Below are 14,752 nucleotides of genomic sequence, written 5' to 3'. Positions count from 1 at the left end.
CCCGCCCGCGCCCCGCCCCCCGCGCGCGGGCGCGGGGGCCCCCCCCACGACGGGCTCGGGCGGCTCGCCCGCACCGCGGAGCGGAGGATGGCGCGGCGAGCACGGGAAGCGGGAACGCGATCCGCCGGTCCGGTCCGGTCCCTTCGGGTGCGGTTCGGCCGGCACTGGTCCGGTCGGCACCGGTCGGGTTCGGTCCGCGGCGGAATTCGGAAGGCCGAATAGCCATTCATCGCGTTCACCGGCTTCGCGACATGGCGCGACCCGAGGCGCGCGGTGGCCTGTTGTAGCAGGTCCGGCTGCCGATCGGCCCGATTGGAGCACTCGACGGCGGCCGACTGCGCGCGCCCGGTTCACACCATGACGGCGAAACGCTAGTGGCTCGCGGCCCGTTCTCGGAAATCGCTTGAGGAAGACTTGATGTAATCCTCTTCACAATGCCCGGAGAGGGCGCGGTCGTACCCGGAGAGAGCGCGGTCGAGGTCGTCCCAGATGTCCTCGACGTCCTCCAGTCCGACGCTCAGGCGCAGGAGGTTGGCCGGCACGCCGGACGCCTCGCGCGCGGTGTCGGGCACCAGTCGGTGGGTCAGCGCGGCGGGGTGCTCGATGAGCGTGTCGACCGAGCCGAGGCTCACGGCCGGTGTGATCAGCTCCAGCCTGCGCACGACCGCGGTCGGGTCTTCACGGGTGGTGAACGCCAGCACCGCGCCCGGACCGCGCAGCTGCGTGCCGATCAGGCCGGCCGGGTCGGCGCCGGGCAGGCTCGGGTGCCGGACCAGGCCCGTGCCGGGGTGTGCGTCGAGCCGTGCGGCCAGGTCGACCGCGCTGCGCTGGGCCGCCTCGACGCGGAGCGGCAGCGTGGCCAGGCCGCGGTGCATGAGGTAGCCGCCCAGCGGGTGCAGCACCGCGCCGGTGATGATCCGGATCTGGCGCAACGGCCCGGCGTGCTCCTCGGCGCACGCCACCACGCCGCCGAGCACGTCGCCGTGCCCGCCGAGGTACTTGGTGCCGGAGTGCAGCACGTAGGTCGCGCCGAGCGCGGCAGGGTTCTGGAGCACGGGCGTGGCGAACGTGTTGTCCACCATCACCGGGACGCCGCCCGCCCCTGCGACGATCGCGGCGATGTCGAGCAGGTCCAGGTTCGGGTTGGCCGGTGTCTCGATGACCACCAGGCCGGTGTCGGGGGTGACCGCGTCGGCGACGCGGTCGGCCGTCGCGTAGGTGGTGCGCACGCCGAGCAGGCCGGACGACAGCAGGTGGTCGGTGCCGCCGTAGATCGGGCGCACGGCGACCACGTGCGGCTTGCCGGTCAGCACGCACGCGGCCTGCACCACGGCGGTCACCGCGGCCATGCCGCTGCCGAACGCCACGGCGGCCGACGTGCCCTCCAGCGCCGCGAGCGCCTGCTCGAACCGGGCCACGGTCGGGTTGTGCAGCCGGGAGTAGACCGGCGAGGCGGCGTGCGCCGCGCCCTCGGCGAGGTGTTGCAGCGCGTGGCCGCCCTCGGCTTGGTCCGGGATCGGGTAGGTGGTGGACAGGTCGATCGGCAGGGCGTGCACGCCCAGGTCGGCGAGATCGTCGCGCCCACCGTGCACCGCCGTCGTTCGCAACCGGGTCATGCGCGAATCTTGGACATATCGTCGGCTGGTGCGGGAGAGTTCCGCAGGTTGTTCGGGCACGGGAGGGTTTTGCTGTGCTGGATTCGGTGGACGCGGCGATCGTGCAGGAGCTCCAGAAGGACGCTCGGCTGCCCAACAAGGACTTGGCGGACCGGGTCAACGTGGCGGCGTCCACGTGCGTGGTCCGGCACCGGTCGCTGCGCGAGCGCGGCGTGATCACCGGCTACCACGCGGAGGTCGACCTGGCCGCCATCGGACGGCCGGTCCAGGCGATCATCGCGGTGCGGGTCCGGCCGCACACGAGGGCGATCGTGGAGCCGTTCATGGATTACGTGCTGACGTTGCCGGAGGTGCTGGCGATGTCGCACGTGGCGGGGCCGGAGGACTTCCTGGTGCACGTCGCGGTGTCGGACACGGCGCACCTGCAGCGCCTCGTGCTGGACCGCTTCACCACCCGCCGGGAGGTCAGCGAGGTGCAGACGAACCTGCTGTTCCAGCACGTCCGGAAGCACACCGTGCCGCCGGCGGGTGGTGATAGGTGATGGGCGGGTTGGTCAGGAGGTGATGCGCACTGAGTGGGATTCGCCCAGGGTGCGCACGTGGTTCACGGTCGAGGTGTCGAAGGCGAAGGTGATGACCGCCGTGGCGATGGCGTCGGAGTTGACGTCGAGGGCCACCGCGTTGACGTTGCCGCGCAGGTCGTAGGCGGCGTCCAGTTGCGCGTACAGCGCGGGGTCGGCGCCGTCGTCGACCGGGGTGAGGCTGTCGCACGGCTGGTGGTAGCACGGGTCGAACGCGGCGTCCGCGACGCCACCGTAGCGGGCCGCCTGAGCTGCGGTCTTGATGCCTTCGGCACCGGTGAACAGGCCGCCGGCCGGGATGCCGACCTGGATGAACGGGCCGTAGTCGGACCGGCCGGAGAACTCCGTGTCCTCCGACGGCACGCCGCGGTCGGCGTAGAACTTCTCGAACACGTCCTCGATCTCCGCCGAGCCGGGCGGGATGAAGCCGGGCGGGGCGGTGCCGCTGGAGTTGTCACCGTCGTAGACGCCGTTGAAGTAGTTCGGCGAGCCGACCATGTCGAAGTTCAGGTACAGCGCGATCCGGTCCAGCTCGGCTCGCGGCAGGGTGGCGACGTAGTGCTCGGAGCCGAGCAGACCTTCCTCCTCGGCGCCCCACCACGCGAACCGGACCAGGTTGTCGGTCTTGACCTTGGCCATCTGGACGGCGGTCTCCAGCAGCGCGGCGGAACCGGTGCCGTTGTCGTTGATCCCGGCGCCGTCCTGCACGCTGTCGAGGTGCGCGCCGGCCATCACCGTGTTGTCGGCCAGACCCTCGCGCGACTCGGCGAACACGTTCCACGCGGCGCGTGGTTCGGAGAAGAAGTCGACCTTCACCCGGACGATCCGGGGACCGTTGGCGGCGAGCGCCTCGCCGACCGCGTAGGTGGCGAAGACGACCGGGATCGCGAGGCCCGGGGTGTCGCCGATCGGCGTGGACAGACCCGTGCGGCCCGGCTGCCCCTCGTTGAACAGGACGACGCCGGACGCCCCCGCGGCCTGGGCGTTCAGCGTCTTCTGGGCGAAGCCGCACGTGCCGCGTTGCAGCAGCGCGATGCCGCCGATCGGGAAGCCGAAGAAGTCGGCGGCCTCGCAGCCGCTGCTGTTGGAGTTCGGCGTCGGGCCGGGCGGGATGACGACGTCCACCGGGAAGGCCGGTGCGGTGGCTTCGCCGACGAAGGTCGGGGTGAAGTTGTTGCGGGTGAAGTCGCGGTCGACGACGTAGGTGGTGGGGGTGGGTGCGAGTTGTTCGAGTTCGGACTTCTCCTCCGTGTAGGGGAAGTCGAACTGCTGCACGGTGGGGGTGTAGCCGGCGGTGGTCAGGGTGTCGACGACGTAGTCGACCGAGGCCCGGTAGCCGGGCCGGCCGGCGGCTCGGTCGCCGTGGGTGTCGGCGATGGCCTGGAACGCGTCGAGGTGGCGCAGCACGCCGTCGAGGGTGACGGCTTTGGTGAGCTTGGCCGGTGAGTTGTTGTTGGGGTCGGCGACCGCGGGGCTGGTCACGAGCAGTGGTGCGGTCAGTGCGAGCGCGGCGATGACCGTGGTCGGCCTGCGGCGGTTACGGAACGTCATGGGTTGCCTCCGGAGTGACAGGTTCCACTGATGGGGTCGCCCGGAGGTGGTGGTGTGTTACTCCGATCAGAGTAAGAGCTCAGGACGAAAGCGCCCTCGCCGGACGCGCGGTTCAGCAGGATGACAGCCGGGTGGGGACGCGCCCGGTCCGTTGTCGGTCCGGGTTTCGGGAAGGGCGTGCCAGTGGACGGGGAGGAGTGGGAGGGGATGGGTGGGTGTTGTCGGCGGGCCGGTGGGGTGGACCTGTGTTAGCAAAGGGGTATGGGGATCACTGCGGGTGGGGTCGGGGCGTTGCGGGAACTGCTCGACGGGCGGTGGGGGGTGTTGCGGCGTGGGTCGTTGGAGTTGCTCGGCGGGGTGAAGCCGGCTGGTGACCTGGGGCGCGAGGACTACCGGGCCTGGGTGTGGGAGCAGATGCAGGTGTTGGCGGCCGGTGGGCACCCGTTGATCGGGTTCCCGGCCGAGTACGGCGGGCAGGGCGATGTCGGCGGGTCGGTGGTGGCGTTCGAGGTCCTCGGGTTCGGCGATCTGTCGTTGATGGTGAAGGCGGGGGTGCAGTGGGGGCTGTTCGGTGGTGCCGTGCAGGCGTTGGGGACGGTGGAGCACCACGATCGGCACCTGCGGGCGATCATGGGGTTGGAGTTGCCCGGTTGCTTCGCGATGACCGAGACCGGGCACGGGTCGGATGTGCAGCACTTGCGCACCACGGCTACGTACGACCCGGACACCGAGGAGTTCGTCGTCGACACGCCGGACCCGTCGGCGCGCAAGGACTACATCGGCAACGCGGCGCGAGACGGGCGGATGGCGGTGGTGTTCGCGCAGTTGGTGACGGGTGGCGTGACGCACGGCGTGCACGCGGTGCTCGTGCCGGTTCGCGATGAGAACGGTGCGCCGATGCCGGGTGTGCGCATCGAGGACTGCGGGCCGAAGGCCGGGCTGAACGGCGTGGACAACGGGCGGTTGTGGTTCGAGCGGGTGCGGGTGCCCCGGGCGAACCTGCTCAACAGGTACGGGGACGTCGCGCCGGACGGCACGTACTCCAGCCCGATCGAGGGTGAGGGCAGGCGGTTCTTCACCATGCTCGGCACGTTGGTCCGCGGGCGGATCAGTGTGGCCGGTGGTGCGGGCAGTGCGACGAAGAAGGCGCTGGCGTTGGCCATCCGGTACGGCGAGGCGCGGCGGCAGTTCACGCGGCCCGACACGGGCGAGGAAGTCGTGGTGCTCGACTACCTCGCGCACCAGCGGCGGTTGTTGCCGGCGTTGGCGACGTCGTACGCGCTGCACTTCGCGCAGGAGGAGCTGGTGTCGGCGCTGCACGACGTGGCCGAGGACCGGCAGCAGCGGGAGTTGGAGTCGCGGGCGGCGGGGTTGAAGGCGGTGGCCACCTGGCACGCCACGGCGACGATCCAGACGTGCCGGGAGGCGTGTGGCGGGGCCGGTTACCTGTCGGAGAACCTGATCGCCGGGTTGAAGGCGGACACCGACGTGTTCACGACGTTCGAGGGCGACAACACGGTGCTGCTGCAGTTGGTCGCGAAGGGGTTGCTGACCAGCTATCGCGATCACGTCGGCGACCTGGACCCGTGGGGCATGGCGCGGTTCGTGGCGGACCAGGCGGTGGGTGTGGTGATCGAGCGGACGGCGGCGCGGGCGATCATCGACCGGTTGGTGTCGGGCAGTTCGGACGCGTTGCTGGACCGGGGGTGGCAGGTGCGGCAGTTCGAGGACCGCGAGAAGCACGTGCTGGAGGGGTTGGCGCGGAGGTTGCGGCGCGCGTCGCGGGACGACGCGTTCGACGTGTTCAACGCCGCGCAGGACCACGTGCTGCACGCCGCGCGCGCCCACGTGGACCGGGTGGTGCTGGAGGCGTTCGTGGCGGCGGTGGACCGGTGCGGGGATGCGGAGGCCACGGCACTGCTGGACCAGGTGTGCGACCTGTACGCGTTGAGCACGATCGAGGCGGACCGGGCGTGGTTCCTGGAGCACGGCCGGCTCACGCCGCAGCGGGCGAAGGCGGTGTCCCAGGCGGTGAACGAGTTGTGCGGCCGGTTGCGGCCCCACGCGCGGATCTTGGTGGACGCGTTCGGCATTCCGGAGACGTGGCTCACGGCCCCGATCGCCGGATGATCGGTCGGGAGCGCGCGGAGAGGTCCAGAATGAGAGGTATGGACGAGAGTGCGCTGATCAGCCTCGGATTGGCCCGGTACGTACGAGCGGTGGCCGAGGAGATCGGCGTGCCACCCGAGGGCACCGAGTTCGAGGTCAGTGACACCGCCACCGCGTACCTCGGCCTGGAAGGGCCGGGGCGCGACCTGATGCTGCTGTGGAACGAGCGGCGTGGCTGGTCGATCGCGGTGGAGACCGATCCGACCGAGAAGCCGGTCGTCGTGGCGCACCTCGGCCTACCGCTCGTGCCGCCGCCGGACGAGGTGGCGCAGTTCGTCGACGACGTGCTGGCCGGCCGGACGAGCGGCGCCGAGCCGGACTTCGGCGCGACCCAGGACCGCCACCGGCTCGCCGGCCGGTTGCGCGAGTACCTCTAGGACACGCCGGCGAACCGCAGGCCCGCGGTCGTCACGGCGGCCAGCACGACCACGACGACGAACGGCGCTTTGCGCCAGGCCGCGACACCGGCGACCAGGACGCCGATCGGCAGGGCGAGGCCAGCGAAGCCCTGGCCCTTGGTCAACGTGGCCGTCGCGACCAGGGCGAACAGCAAGACGGTCGCCGAGGTGGACATCAGCAGCTTGACCCGGTCGGACAGCGTGAGGCGGTCGCGCAGCAGCGGCCCGGCCAGGCGGAACGCGTAGGTGCCGACGGCAAGCACCAGGACCGCGGTCAGCGTCACGGCTTGATCTCCTGTCGTGCGGTGATCAGCAGGCCGCCCAGCGCGAACAGCACCGGGACGCCGGCGGGCAGGAACGGCGTGGCGGCCAGGGCGAGGGCCGCGCCGAGCAGGGCGGCGTGCCGGGTGGCCTTGTCCTTGAGCGCGGGCAGCAGGAGCGCGAGCAGGGCCGCGGGGAACGCCGCGTCCAGCCCGAACGCGGCCGGGTCGCCGATGTTCTGGCCGACCAGCGCGCCCGCGACCACGGCGACGTTCCAGGCGATGAACAGCGCGACGCCGCACGACCAGTAGGCGGCCTTGGCCCTGCGCGGGTCGCTCTGGGCCAGCGCGAACGCGGTCGTCTCGTCGATCAGCAGGTGACTGCCGACGAGCCGGTGCAGCAGGCCCTTGCCCAGCACGTCGCCGACCGCCAAGCCGAACGGCAGGTGGCGGACGTTGAGCAGGAGCCCGGCCAGCACCGCGGCGGCCGGGCTGCCGCCCGCGGCGACCACACCGACCGCCATGAACTGCGAGCCGCCCGCGAAGACCAGCAGCGACATCACCACGGGCAGCCACCACGGCAGGCCCGCGCCGGTGGAGATCGCGCCGAACGAGGCGCCGCTGACCGCGGCGCCGGCGGCTACCGCGGCGACGTCACGCAGCAGCTCGGCATCAAGAGTTCGCCATGTCGAACGCATCGTCTTTTACGATGAACAGTGACAAGGCGTTCGTCAAGCCGAACGATTGGACTGTCATGTCGAACACAGGGGCGCCGCTCGACGTCATCGCCGCCTCGCTGCGCCGTGAGCGCGAGCGCGTCGGGCTGTCGTTGAGCGAGCTGGCCAAGCGGGCGGGTATCGCGAAGTCCACGTTGTCCCAGCTGGAGTCGGCGAGCGGGAACCCCAGCGTGGAGACCCTCTGGGCGCTCGGCGTCGCGCTCGGCGTGCCGTTCTCGCGCCTGGTCGACCCGCCGACGCCGCGCATCCGGGTGATCCGCGCGGGCGAGGGTCCGGCGATCTACTCGGAACGCGCCCACTACACCGCGACCTTGCTCGCGTCGTGCCCACCGGGCGCCCGGCGTGACATCTACATGCTCCAACTGGAGCCGGGTCCGGCCCGCGAGTCCGAGCCGCACATGCCGGGTACCGTGGAGCACGTGATCGTCAGCACGGGCCGCATGCTCGCCGGCCCGCAGACCGAGCCGGTCGAACTGGGTCCGGGCGACTACGTGCTCTACCCGGGCGACGTCCCGCACACGGCCCAGGCACTCGAACAGGGGACCACCGCCCTGCTGGTCTCGGAGCACGTCTAGAACGCACGTTCGAGCGATCCAGGCGGGCGGCCGCTCGGCCGATCGATCTTGCATGCGGACTGCCTCGGCGCGGAGGCGCTGAGGGTGCTGCGCGGCATGGCCCGACGAGGGGAGGTCCCCGAGGTCGAGGCGAGCCGCCACCTCGAGCACATCGCCACGGCCCCGGTGACCCGCGTCAGCGTTCGGGTGTCGACGAGGCGGGCTTGGACGGTGCGGAATGCCGTGTCGGCCTACGACGCCCTCTACGTCGCACTCGCCGAGGAACTCGACATACCGCTCATCACCTGCGACAAGAAGCTGGCCGGCGCCAGCGGTCACCAGGCGCGGATCGAGGTCTACCCGGTCTCCTGGCACGACGAACGGCCCGCCGGGAGTCCGGCGGGCCGTCGGGTCACGTCAGGCTCACCAGCCGCGCTCGGCCAGGCGGTGGGGCTCCGGGATCTCGTCCACGTTGATGCCGACCATGGCCTCACCGAGGCCGCGCGACACCTTCGCGATCACGTCCGGGTCGTCGTAGAACGTCGTCGCCTTGACGATCGCCTCCGCGCGCTGCGCCGGGTTGCCGGACTTGAAGATGCCCGAACCGACGAACACGCCCTCCGCACCGAGCTGCATCATCATCGCCGCGTCGGCCGGGGTGGCGATGCCACCCGCGGTGAACAGGACGACCGGCAGCTTGCCCGCCTCGGCGACCTCGCGGACCAGCTCGTACGGCGCCTGGAGCTCCTTCGCCGCGACGTACAGCTCGTCGGCGGGCAGGTTCTGCAGCCGCAGGAGCTCCGCGCGGATCTTGCGCATGTGCGTGGTGGCGTTGGAGACGTCACCGGTGCCGGCCTCGCCCTTGGAGCGGATCATCGCCGCGCCCTCGGTGATGCGGCGCAGCGCCTCGCCCAGGTTCGTCGCACCGCACACGAACGGCACGGTGAACTGCCACTTGTCGATGTGGTTGGCGTAGTCGGCCGGGGTCAGCACCTCGGACTCGTCGATGTAGTCCACGCCGAGGGCCTGGAGCACCTGCGCCTCGACGAAGTGGCCGATGCGGGCCTTGGCCATGACCGGGATCGACACCGCGGAGATGATGCCGTCGATCATGTCCGGGTCGCTCATCCGGGACACGCCGCCCTGCGCGCGGATGTCGGCGGGCACCCGCTCCAGCGCCATGACGGCGACGGCGCCGGCGTCCTCGGCGATCTTGGCCTGCTCGGCGTTGACCACGTCCATGATCACGCCGCCCTTGAGCATCTCCGCCATGCCCCGCTTGACGCGGGAAGTGCCGGTGACCTGGGTGCCGGCGTCGGGTGAAGTGGTCACGACCAGCCTTTCTCGAAGTAGGGGGCGAACACCACCCATGGTACGGCCGACGTGGACCGCCGAGGCATGCCAATCAGGCACGTTCTCGGCAGGCCACTTCCACTTCCTTCGCAGGTAGTGGCGTACGCCACCCGCCGACTGGACGGCGGACCCACCGGCGATGCGGCGACGTGCGGCGGAGGTGGACGCGGCCTCCGTCCGGATTCCTCCTGCCGGGTTGGGTGTGACCGCTTGGGGTTGTCCCCCGCGCCCAGCGGGTGTGAGATCGAACACTAAATACTTGTGGAGGGTGGTCCCAATGGGCAGCAAACACTCCGACAACGGCCACTCGGCAGGCGCGGTCGCTGTGGACGACCCGGCCAAGGTCCGCAACGTCGTGCTGGTCGGCCCGTCCGGCTCCGGCAAGACGACGCTCGCCGAGGCCCTGCTCGCCAGCACCGGCGTGCTGACCCGACCAGGATCGGTCACCGAGGGCAACACGGTGTGCGACCACGACCCCGCCGCGGTGCGCCAGCAGCGGTCGGTCGGTCTCGCGGTCGCCCCGATCCAGCACGGCGACATCAAGATCAACCTCATCGACACGCCCGGTTACGCGGACTTCGTCGGCGAGTTGCGCGCCGGCCTGCGGGCGGCCGACGCGGCGCTGTTCGTGGTCAGCGCGGCGGAAGGCGTCGACCCGGCCACGGTCGCGCTCTGGGAGGAGTGCGCGATGGTCGGCATGCCGCGGGCGGTCGTGGTCGCCCGCACCGATCACCAGCGCGCCGACATACCGGGAGAGATCGCCGCGTGCCAGGCGGCGTTCGGCGCGGGCGTCGTGCCGCTGTACCTGCCCGACGGCGACGGGCTGGTCAACCTGCTCACCACCGACGACCCCCGCTTCGAGGAGGAGCGCAACGCGCTCATCGAGGGGATCATCGCGGAGAGCGAGGACGAGACCCTGATGGACCGCTACCTCGGCGGCGAGGAGATCGACCAGGCGACGCTCGTCGCGGACCTGGAGACGGCGGTCGCGCGCGGCTCGTTCCACCCCGTGATGCCGGTGTGCGCGGTGACCGGCCTCGGCCTGCCGGAGGTGCTCGACGGCATCGCCCGCGCGTTCCCCTCTCCCCTGGAGCACCCGCTGCCCGAGGTGACCGGCGTGGACGGCATCCCGCAGCCGCGCCTGGCGGCCGACCCCAACGGCCCGCTGGTGGCCGAGGTCGTGCGCACGGCGGTCGACTCGTACGTGGGCCGGGTGTCGCTGGTGCGCGTGTTCTCCGGGACGCTGCGCCCCGAACGCCCGGTGCACGTGTCGGGCCACGGCATGGCCGACCGCGGTCACGAGGACCACGACGTGGACGAACGGGTGGCGCACGTCTACTCGCCGTTGGGCGCGAACCTGCGCGAGGTGCCGTACTGCGTGGCGGGCGACCTGTGCGCGTTGACCAAGCTCGGCTCCGCCGAGACCGGCGACACGGTGTCCGCGCCGGAGAAGCCGCTGCTCGTGGCCCCGTGGGAGATGCCGGAACCGCTGCTGCCGGTGGCCGTCGTCCCGCGCAGCCGCAGCGACGAGGACAACCTGGCGCGCAACCTGGGCAAGCTGGTCGCGGGCGACCCGACGCTGCGGCTGGAGCGCAACGCCGAGACCCACCAACTGGTGCTGTGGTGCATGGGCGAGGCGCACGCGGACGTCGTGCTGGCGCGGTTGCGCGCGGGTGGCGCCGAGGTCGACACCGAGCCGGTGCGGGTGGCGTTGCGGGAGACGTTCGCGAGCCAGGCCAAGGGCCACGGACGGCACGTGAAGCAGTCCGGCGGGCACGGCCAGTACGCGGTGTGCGACATCGTGGTCGACCCCCTGCCGCGCGGGTCCGGCTTCGAGTTCGTGGACCGGATCGTCGGCGGCGCGGTGCCCAACCAGTTCATCCCGAGCGTGGAGAAGGGCGTGCGGGCCCAGCTCGAACGCGGTCTGTCCGGCGGCCACCCCGTGGTGGACGTCCGCGTCACGCTGGTGGACGGCAAGGCGCACTCGGTCGACTCGTCGGACGCCGCCTTCCAGACCGCCGGCGCGCTGGCGTTGAAGGAGGCCGCCGCCAACGGCAGGACGTGCCTGCTGGAACCCGTCGACGAGGTGACCGTGCGACTGCCCGACGACCACCTCGGCACCGTCCTGGGAGACCTGTCGAGCCGACGCGGCCGAGTGCTCGGGACGGAGGCGGAGAGCCCGGGCTACACGGTGATCCGCGCCGAGGTGCCCGCCACCGAACTACTCCGGTACGCGGTCGAACTCCGCTCCCTCACCTCGGGCACCGGCACCTACACACGCCGATTCAGCCGCTACGACCCCCTCCCCCAGGCCCTGGCAGCACAAGCGAAGTAGCACGAACACCCAATGCCCTCGCACCCCCTGCCAAGCCACTCACCCAGGCCTCAACCCAACAACCCCGCAGCGGACCCGAATCCGACCACCGAGGCCCGATTTGACAGGGGTTCGGGTGCTGTGGGCTGGTCGAAGCCGGCAGGCCCGGCGGGACGCTCTTCCCCGCCGGGCCTGCCGGGTTTGGGCTGCCTGGAGTGCCCGTAAGGGCCCCGTGTCACATCGAGCCGGACCTGAGCGTTGAACTCACGCGTCCTGAACGTAGGACTCTCGCACCGTGAACGTAGGACACGCGCGGTGGTCAGGTGTTCTGCGGGAAGCCGAGGTTCACCCCGCCGTGCGACGGGTCGAGCCAACGGCCGGTGACCACCTTGGTGCGGGTGAAGAAGTGCACGCCCTCGGGCCCGTACGCGTGCGAGTCGCCGAACAGCGAGTCCTTCCACCCGCCGAACGAGTAGTACGCGACCGGCACCGGGATGGGCACGTTCACGCCGACCATGCCGACCTCGACCTCGTTCTGGAAACGCCGCGCCGCGCCGCCGTCGTTGGTGAAGATCGCCGTGCCGTTGCCGTACGGGTTGGCGTTGACCACGTCCAGCGCGTCGTCGTACGTCGCCACCCTCAACACCGACAACACCGGCCCGAAGATCTCGTCCCTGTAGATCGCCATCTCCGTGCCGACGTGGTCGAACAACGTCGGCCCGAGCCAGAACCCCTCCGCGGCCCCGTCGATCGCGTGCGACCGCCCATCCACCACCAACGACGCGCCCTCGGCCTGCCCACCGTCCACGTAGGACAGCACGCGATCGCGGTGCGCACCCGTGACCAACGGCCCCATCTCGCAGCCGGGCCGGCGGCCGTCGCCGACGTGCAGCTTCCCGATCCGGTCCACGACCTTCGACACCAGCTCGTCGCCGACCGGGTCCACCGCGACCACGACCGAGATCGCCATGCACCGCTCGCCCGCCGAGCCGAAGCCCGCCGACACCGCCGCGTCCGCAGCCAGGTCCAGGTCCGCGTCCGGCAGCACGACCATGTGGTTCTTCGCGCCGCCCAGCGCCTGCACCCGCTTGCCGTGCCGGGTGCCGGTCTCGTAGACGTACCGCGCGATCGGCGTCGACCCCACGAACGACACCGCCTTCACGTCCGGGTGCTCCAGGAGCCGGTCCACCGCGACCTTGTCGCCGTGCACGACGTTCAGCACGCCGTCGGGCAACCCGGCCTCGGCGAACAGCTCCGCGATGAAGTTCGCCGCCGAGGGGTCCTTCTCCGACGGCTTGAGCACCACCGCGTTGCCGCACGCGATGGCGTTCGGCACGAACCACAGCGGCACCATGGCCGGGAAGTTGAACGGCGAGATCACGCCGACCACGCCCAGCGGCTGCTGGATCGAGTACACGTCGACCCGGGTGGAGGCGTTCTCGCTGAACCCGCCCTTGAGCAGGTGCGGGATGCCGCACGCGAACTCCACGGCCTCCAGCGCGCGCTGCACCTCCCCCGCCGCGTCGGACAGCACCTTGCCGTGCTCGGCGGTGACGATCGCGGCCAGCTCGCCCTTGCGGGCGTTCAGCAGCTCGCGGAACGCGAACATCACGGTCGACCGCTGCGCCAGCGACGCGTTCCGCCACGACCCGAACGCCTCGCGCGCCGCCGCCACCGCCGCGTCCACAGTGGACTCGTCGGCGAAGTCGACCCGGCTCGCCACCTGTCCGGTCGCGGGGTCGTACACGTCGCCGGAGCGCGCGCTCTCGGCGGTCCGATCGTCGACTCCGCCGACGGTGTCCCACGGCTTGCCGCCGATCCAGTGCGTGATCCTGCCGATGGTGGTGCTCACAGCACGCCCTCCAGGATGCCGAGCGCTTCCTCGACCTCGTCCTCGGTCAAGCTCATCGGCGGCGCGAGGCGGATGACGTTGCCGTACAGCCCGCCCTTGCCCACCAGCAGCCCGCGTTCCCGCGTGCCCTCCAGCACGGCGACCGCCCGCGCCGCGTCCGGCGCGCCATCCGGGCCCACCATCTCGATGCCGATCATCAAGCCCTTGCCGCGCACGTCGCCGACCGCGGGCCGGTCCGCCGCGATGTCGCGCAACCCGTCGATGAGCCGTTCGCCGAGCTTGGCGGCGTTGGCCTGCAGGTCGTGGTCCAGCAGGTAGTTCAGCGTGGCCAGGGCTCCGGTCGTGGCGATCGGGTTGCCGCCGAACGTGGACAGCGAGTTGGCCGTGAGGCAGTCCATCAGGTCGCCGCGCGCGACCACGCCACCGATCGCGAGACCGTTGCCGAGGCCCTTGGCGAACGTCATCGCGTCGGGCGTCACGCCGTGCGACTGGATGCCCCAGAAGTGATCCCCGGTGCGGCCCCAGCCGGTCTGCACCTCGTCGGAGACGAACAGGATGCCGTACTCGTCCAGCACCTCTTTGAACGCGCCGAACAACCCGTCGGGCGGCGAGGAGAACCCGCCGACGCCCTGGATCGGCTCGGCGATCATGCACGCCACGTCGCCCGCGGTGGTCGTCTCGATCACCTCGCGCAGGTCCGCGACGCACGCCTTGACGTAGTCGGCGTCGGAGAGGTCCTTGAACGGGCTGCGGAACCGGTAGCCGCCGTGCACCCAGCTGACCTTCACCGGGCTGAGCGAGGACGCCGACCAGCCGCGGTTGCCGGTGATCGCGACCGTGGCGAACGCCCGGCCGTGGTAGGAGTTGCGCAGCGCGAGGACCTGGTCGCTGCGGCGGAACTGGGTGGCCAGCATGAGCGCCGTCTCGTTGGCCTCGGTGCCGGAGTTGGTGAAGAACACCTTGGCGTCCGGGATGCCGGACAGCTCGGCGATCTTCTCGGCCAGCTCGACCTGCGAGCGGATCAGGTAGAGCGTGGAGCTGTGCAGCACGCCGGTCGCGAGCTGGGACCGGATCGCGTCGGAGATCTCGGCGACGTCGTAGCCGACCGCGTTGGTCAGGATGCCGGCGAAGAAGTCCAGGTAGGTGCGGCCTTCACGGTCGGTGACGCGGCGTCCGCTCGCGCTCGCCAGCTCGATCGGCCGCTCGTAGTAGAGGGCCATCCAGTCGGGCATCACCGCGCGGTGCCGGGCGAGCAACTCCTCGTGTCCCATCGCGTCCTCCGGTCGTAGGTCCCTCCAGTGCAGTGTGGTCGGCGGCGCGGAGGGCCGCCATGGACAACCTGTACCCCTTTCCGGCCCGGCGGATTA

12 protein-coding genes and 1 pseudogene are annotated in these 14,752 nt (G+C 71.2%); 6 read left to right on the top strand and 7 right to left on the bottom strand.

From position 1 onward, the window contains the following. Positions 1 to 371 precede the first annotated feature (371 nt). A complete protein-coding gene (locus AB0H12_RS21555; RefSeq protein ID WP_499624639.1) occupies positions 372 to 1,616 on the bottom strand; it encodes a trans-sulfuration enzyme family protein in 1,245 nt (414 codons plus the stop codon). 74 nt (positions 1,617 to 1,690) lie between these two features. On the opposite strand from AB0H12_RS21555, the gene AB0H12_RS21550 reads away from it, so the two are divergent. Further along, on the top strand, positions 1,691 to 2,158 hold the full coding sequence (locus AB0H12_RS21550) for an Lrp/AsnC family transcriptional regulator (protein WP_499624638.1): 468 nt from the start codon (positions 1,691 to 1,693) through the stop codon (positions 2,156 to 2,158). A 12-nt stretch (positions 2,159 to 2,170) separates the two neighbouring features. Here the strand turns inward: AB0H12_RS21550 and AB0H12_RS21545 are convergent, their stop codons facing one another. Then, on the bottom strand, positions 2,171 to 3,748 hold the full coding sequence (locus AB0H12_RS21545; RefSeq protein WP_499624637.1) for a M28 family metallopeptidase: 1,578 nt from the start codon (positions 3,746 to 3,748) through the stop codon (positions 2,171 to 2,173). 261 nt (positions 3,749 to 4,009) lie between these two features. Here AB0H12_RS21545 and AB0H12_RS21540 point away from each other — a divergent pair, with 261 nt between their 5' ends. After that, positions 4,010 to 5,878: an acyl-CoA dehydrogenase family protein gene (locus tag AB0H12_RS21540; RefSeq protein ID WP_499624636.1), complete on the top strand. Its 1,869-nt coding sequence runs from the start codon at positions 4,010 to 4,012 to the stop codon at positions 5,876 to 5,878. 38 nt (positions 5,879 to 5,916) lie between these two features. Further along, a complete protein-coding gene (locus AB0H12_RS21535) occupies positions 5,917 to 6,294 on the top strand; it encodes a DUF6292 family protein (protein WP_499624635.1) in 378 nt (125 codons plus the stop codon). Here the strand turns inward: AB0H12_RS21535 and AB0H12_RS21530 are convergent. Together AB0H12_RS21530 and AB0H12_RS21525 are read right to left on the bottom strand one after the other, a co-directional pair. Next, on the bottom strand, positions 6,291 to 6,599 hold the full coding sequence (locus tag AB0H12_RS21530) for an AzlD domain-containing protein (protein WP_499624634.1): 309 nt from the start codon (positions 6,597 to 6,599) through the stop codon (positions 6,291 to 6,293). The genes AB0H12_RS21535 and AB0H12_RS21530 overlap by 4 nt on opposite strands. Beyond that, positions 6,596 to 7,273, bottom strand: coding sequence for an AzlC family ABC transporter permease (locus tag AB0H12_RS21525; RefSeq protein ID WP_499624633.1), 678 nt, complete (start codon positions 7,271 to 7,273; stop codon positions 6,596 to 6,598). The genes AB0H12_RS21530 and AB0H12_RS21525 overlap by 4 nt, the downstream gene beginning before the upstream one ends. 56 nt (positions 7,274 to 7,329) lie before the next feature. Here AB0H12_RS21525 and AB0H12_RS21520 point away from each other — a divergent pair, with 56 nt between their 5' ends. Both AB0H12_RS21520 and AB0H12_RS21515 read left to right on the top strand, forming a co-directional pair. Then, positions 7,330 to 7,887, top strand: a complete 558-nt coding sequence (locus AB0H12_RS21520; protein ID WP_499624632.1) for a helix-turn-helix domain-containing protein — start codon at positions 7,330 to 7,332, stop codon at positions 7,885 to 7,887. 84 nt (positions 7,888 to 7,971) lie between these two features. Then, positions 7,972 to 8,178: pseudogene (locus AB0H12_RS21515) on the top strand (type II toxin-antitoxin system VapC family toxin); the annotation flags it as partial. A gap of 111 nt (positions 8,179 to 8,289) precedes the next feature. On the opposite strand, the gene pdxS reads toward AB0H12_RS21515, so the two are convergent. Beyond that, the gene (pdxS, locus tag AB0H12_RS21510; protein ID WP_372470398.1) at positions 8,290 to 9,237 is read right to left on the bottom strand and encodes a pyridoxal 5'-phosphate synthase lyase subunit PdxS; all 948 of its coding nucleotides are present in this window, start codon (positions 9,235 to 9,237) and stop codon (positions 8,290 to 8,292) included. 259 nt (positions 9,238 to 9,496) lie between these two features. Between pdxS and AB0H12_RS21505 the strand changes: the two genes are divergently transcribed. After that, positions 9,497 to 11,554 carry an elongation factor G-like protein EF-G2 gene (locus tag AB0H12_RS21505; protein WP_499624631.1) on the top strand — a complete coding sequence of 686 codons (2,058 nt, stop codon included), beginning with the start codon at positions 9,497 to 9,499 and terminating at the stop codon, positions 11,552 to 11,554. Between the two features lie 298 nt (positions 11,555 to 11,852). Here AB0H12_RS21505 and AB0H12_RS21500 read toward each other — a convergent pair whose 3' ends face one another. Next, positions 11,853 to 13,385, bottom strand: coding sequence for a CoA-acylating methylmalonate-semialdehyde dehydrogenase (locus tag AB0H12_RS21500; protein WP_499624630.1), 1,533 nt, complete (start codon positions 13,383 to 13,385; stop codon positions 11,853 to 11,855). Beyond that, entirely contained in the window at positions 13,382 to 14,656 is a 1,275-nt protein-coding gene (locus tag AB0H12_RS21495) for an aspartate aminotransferase family protein (protein WP_499624629.1), read from the bottom strand. The genes AB0H12_RS21500 and AB0H12_RS21495 overlap by 4 nt, the downstream gene beginning before the upstream one ends. Between the last annotated feature and the right edge of the window lie 96 nt (positions 14,657 to 14,752).

The sequence above is a fragment of the Actinosynnema sp. NPDC023794 genome, assembly GCF_040639675.1.
Taxonomy (GTDB): domain Bacteria; phylum Actinomycetota; class Actinomycetes; order Mycobacteriales; family Pseudonocardiaceae; genus Actinosynnema; species Actinosynnema luteola.
Note: the sequence above shows the minus strand (reverse complement) of the source record. Positions and strands in the feature narration are given on the sequence as shown.

Coding starts and splice junctions, on each gene's coding strand:
- AB0H12_RS21525 (WP_499624633.1), bottom strand. CDS start 7,273: ATGCGTTCGACATGGCGAACTCTTGATGCCGAGCTGCTGCGTGACGTC.
- AB0H12_RS21495 (WP_499624629.1), bottom strand. CDS start 14,656: ATGGGACACGAGGAGTTGCTCGCCCGGCACCGCGCGGTGATGCCCGAC.
- AB0H12_RS21555 (WP_499624639.1), bottom strand. CDS start 1,616: ATGACCCGGTTGCGAACGACGGCGGTGCACGGTGGGCGCGACGATCTC.
- AB0H12_RS21540 (WP_499624636.1), top strand. CDS start 4,010: ATGGGGATCACTGCGGGTGGGGTCGGGGCGTTGCGGGAACTGCTCGAC.
- AB0H12_RS21520 (WP_499624632.1), top strand. CDS start 7,330: ATGTCGAACACAGGGGCGCCGCTCGACGTCATCGCCGCCTCGCTGCGC.
- AB0H12_RS21505 (WP_499624631.1), top strand. CDS start 9,497: ATGGGCAGCAAACACTCCGACAACGGCCACTCGGCAGGCGCGGTCGCT.
- pdxS (WP_372470398.1), bottom strand. CDS start 9,237: ATGGGTGGTGTTCGCCCCCTACTTCGAGAAAGGCTGGTCGTGACCACT.
- AB0H12_RS21545 (WP_499624637.1), bottom strand. CDS start 3,748: ATGACGTTCCGTAACCGCCGCAGGCCGACCACGGTCATCGCCGCGCTC.
- AB0H12_RS21535 (WP_499624635.1), top strand. CDS start 5,917: ATGGACGAGAGTGCGCTGATCAGCCTCGGATTGGCCCGGTACGTACGA.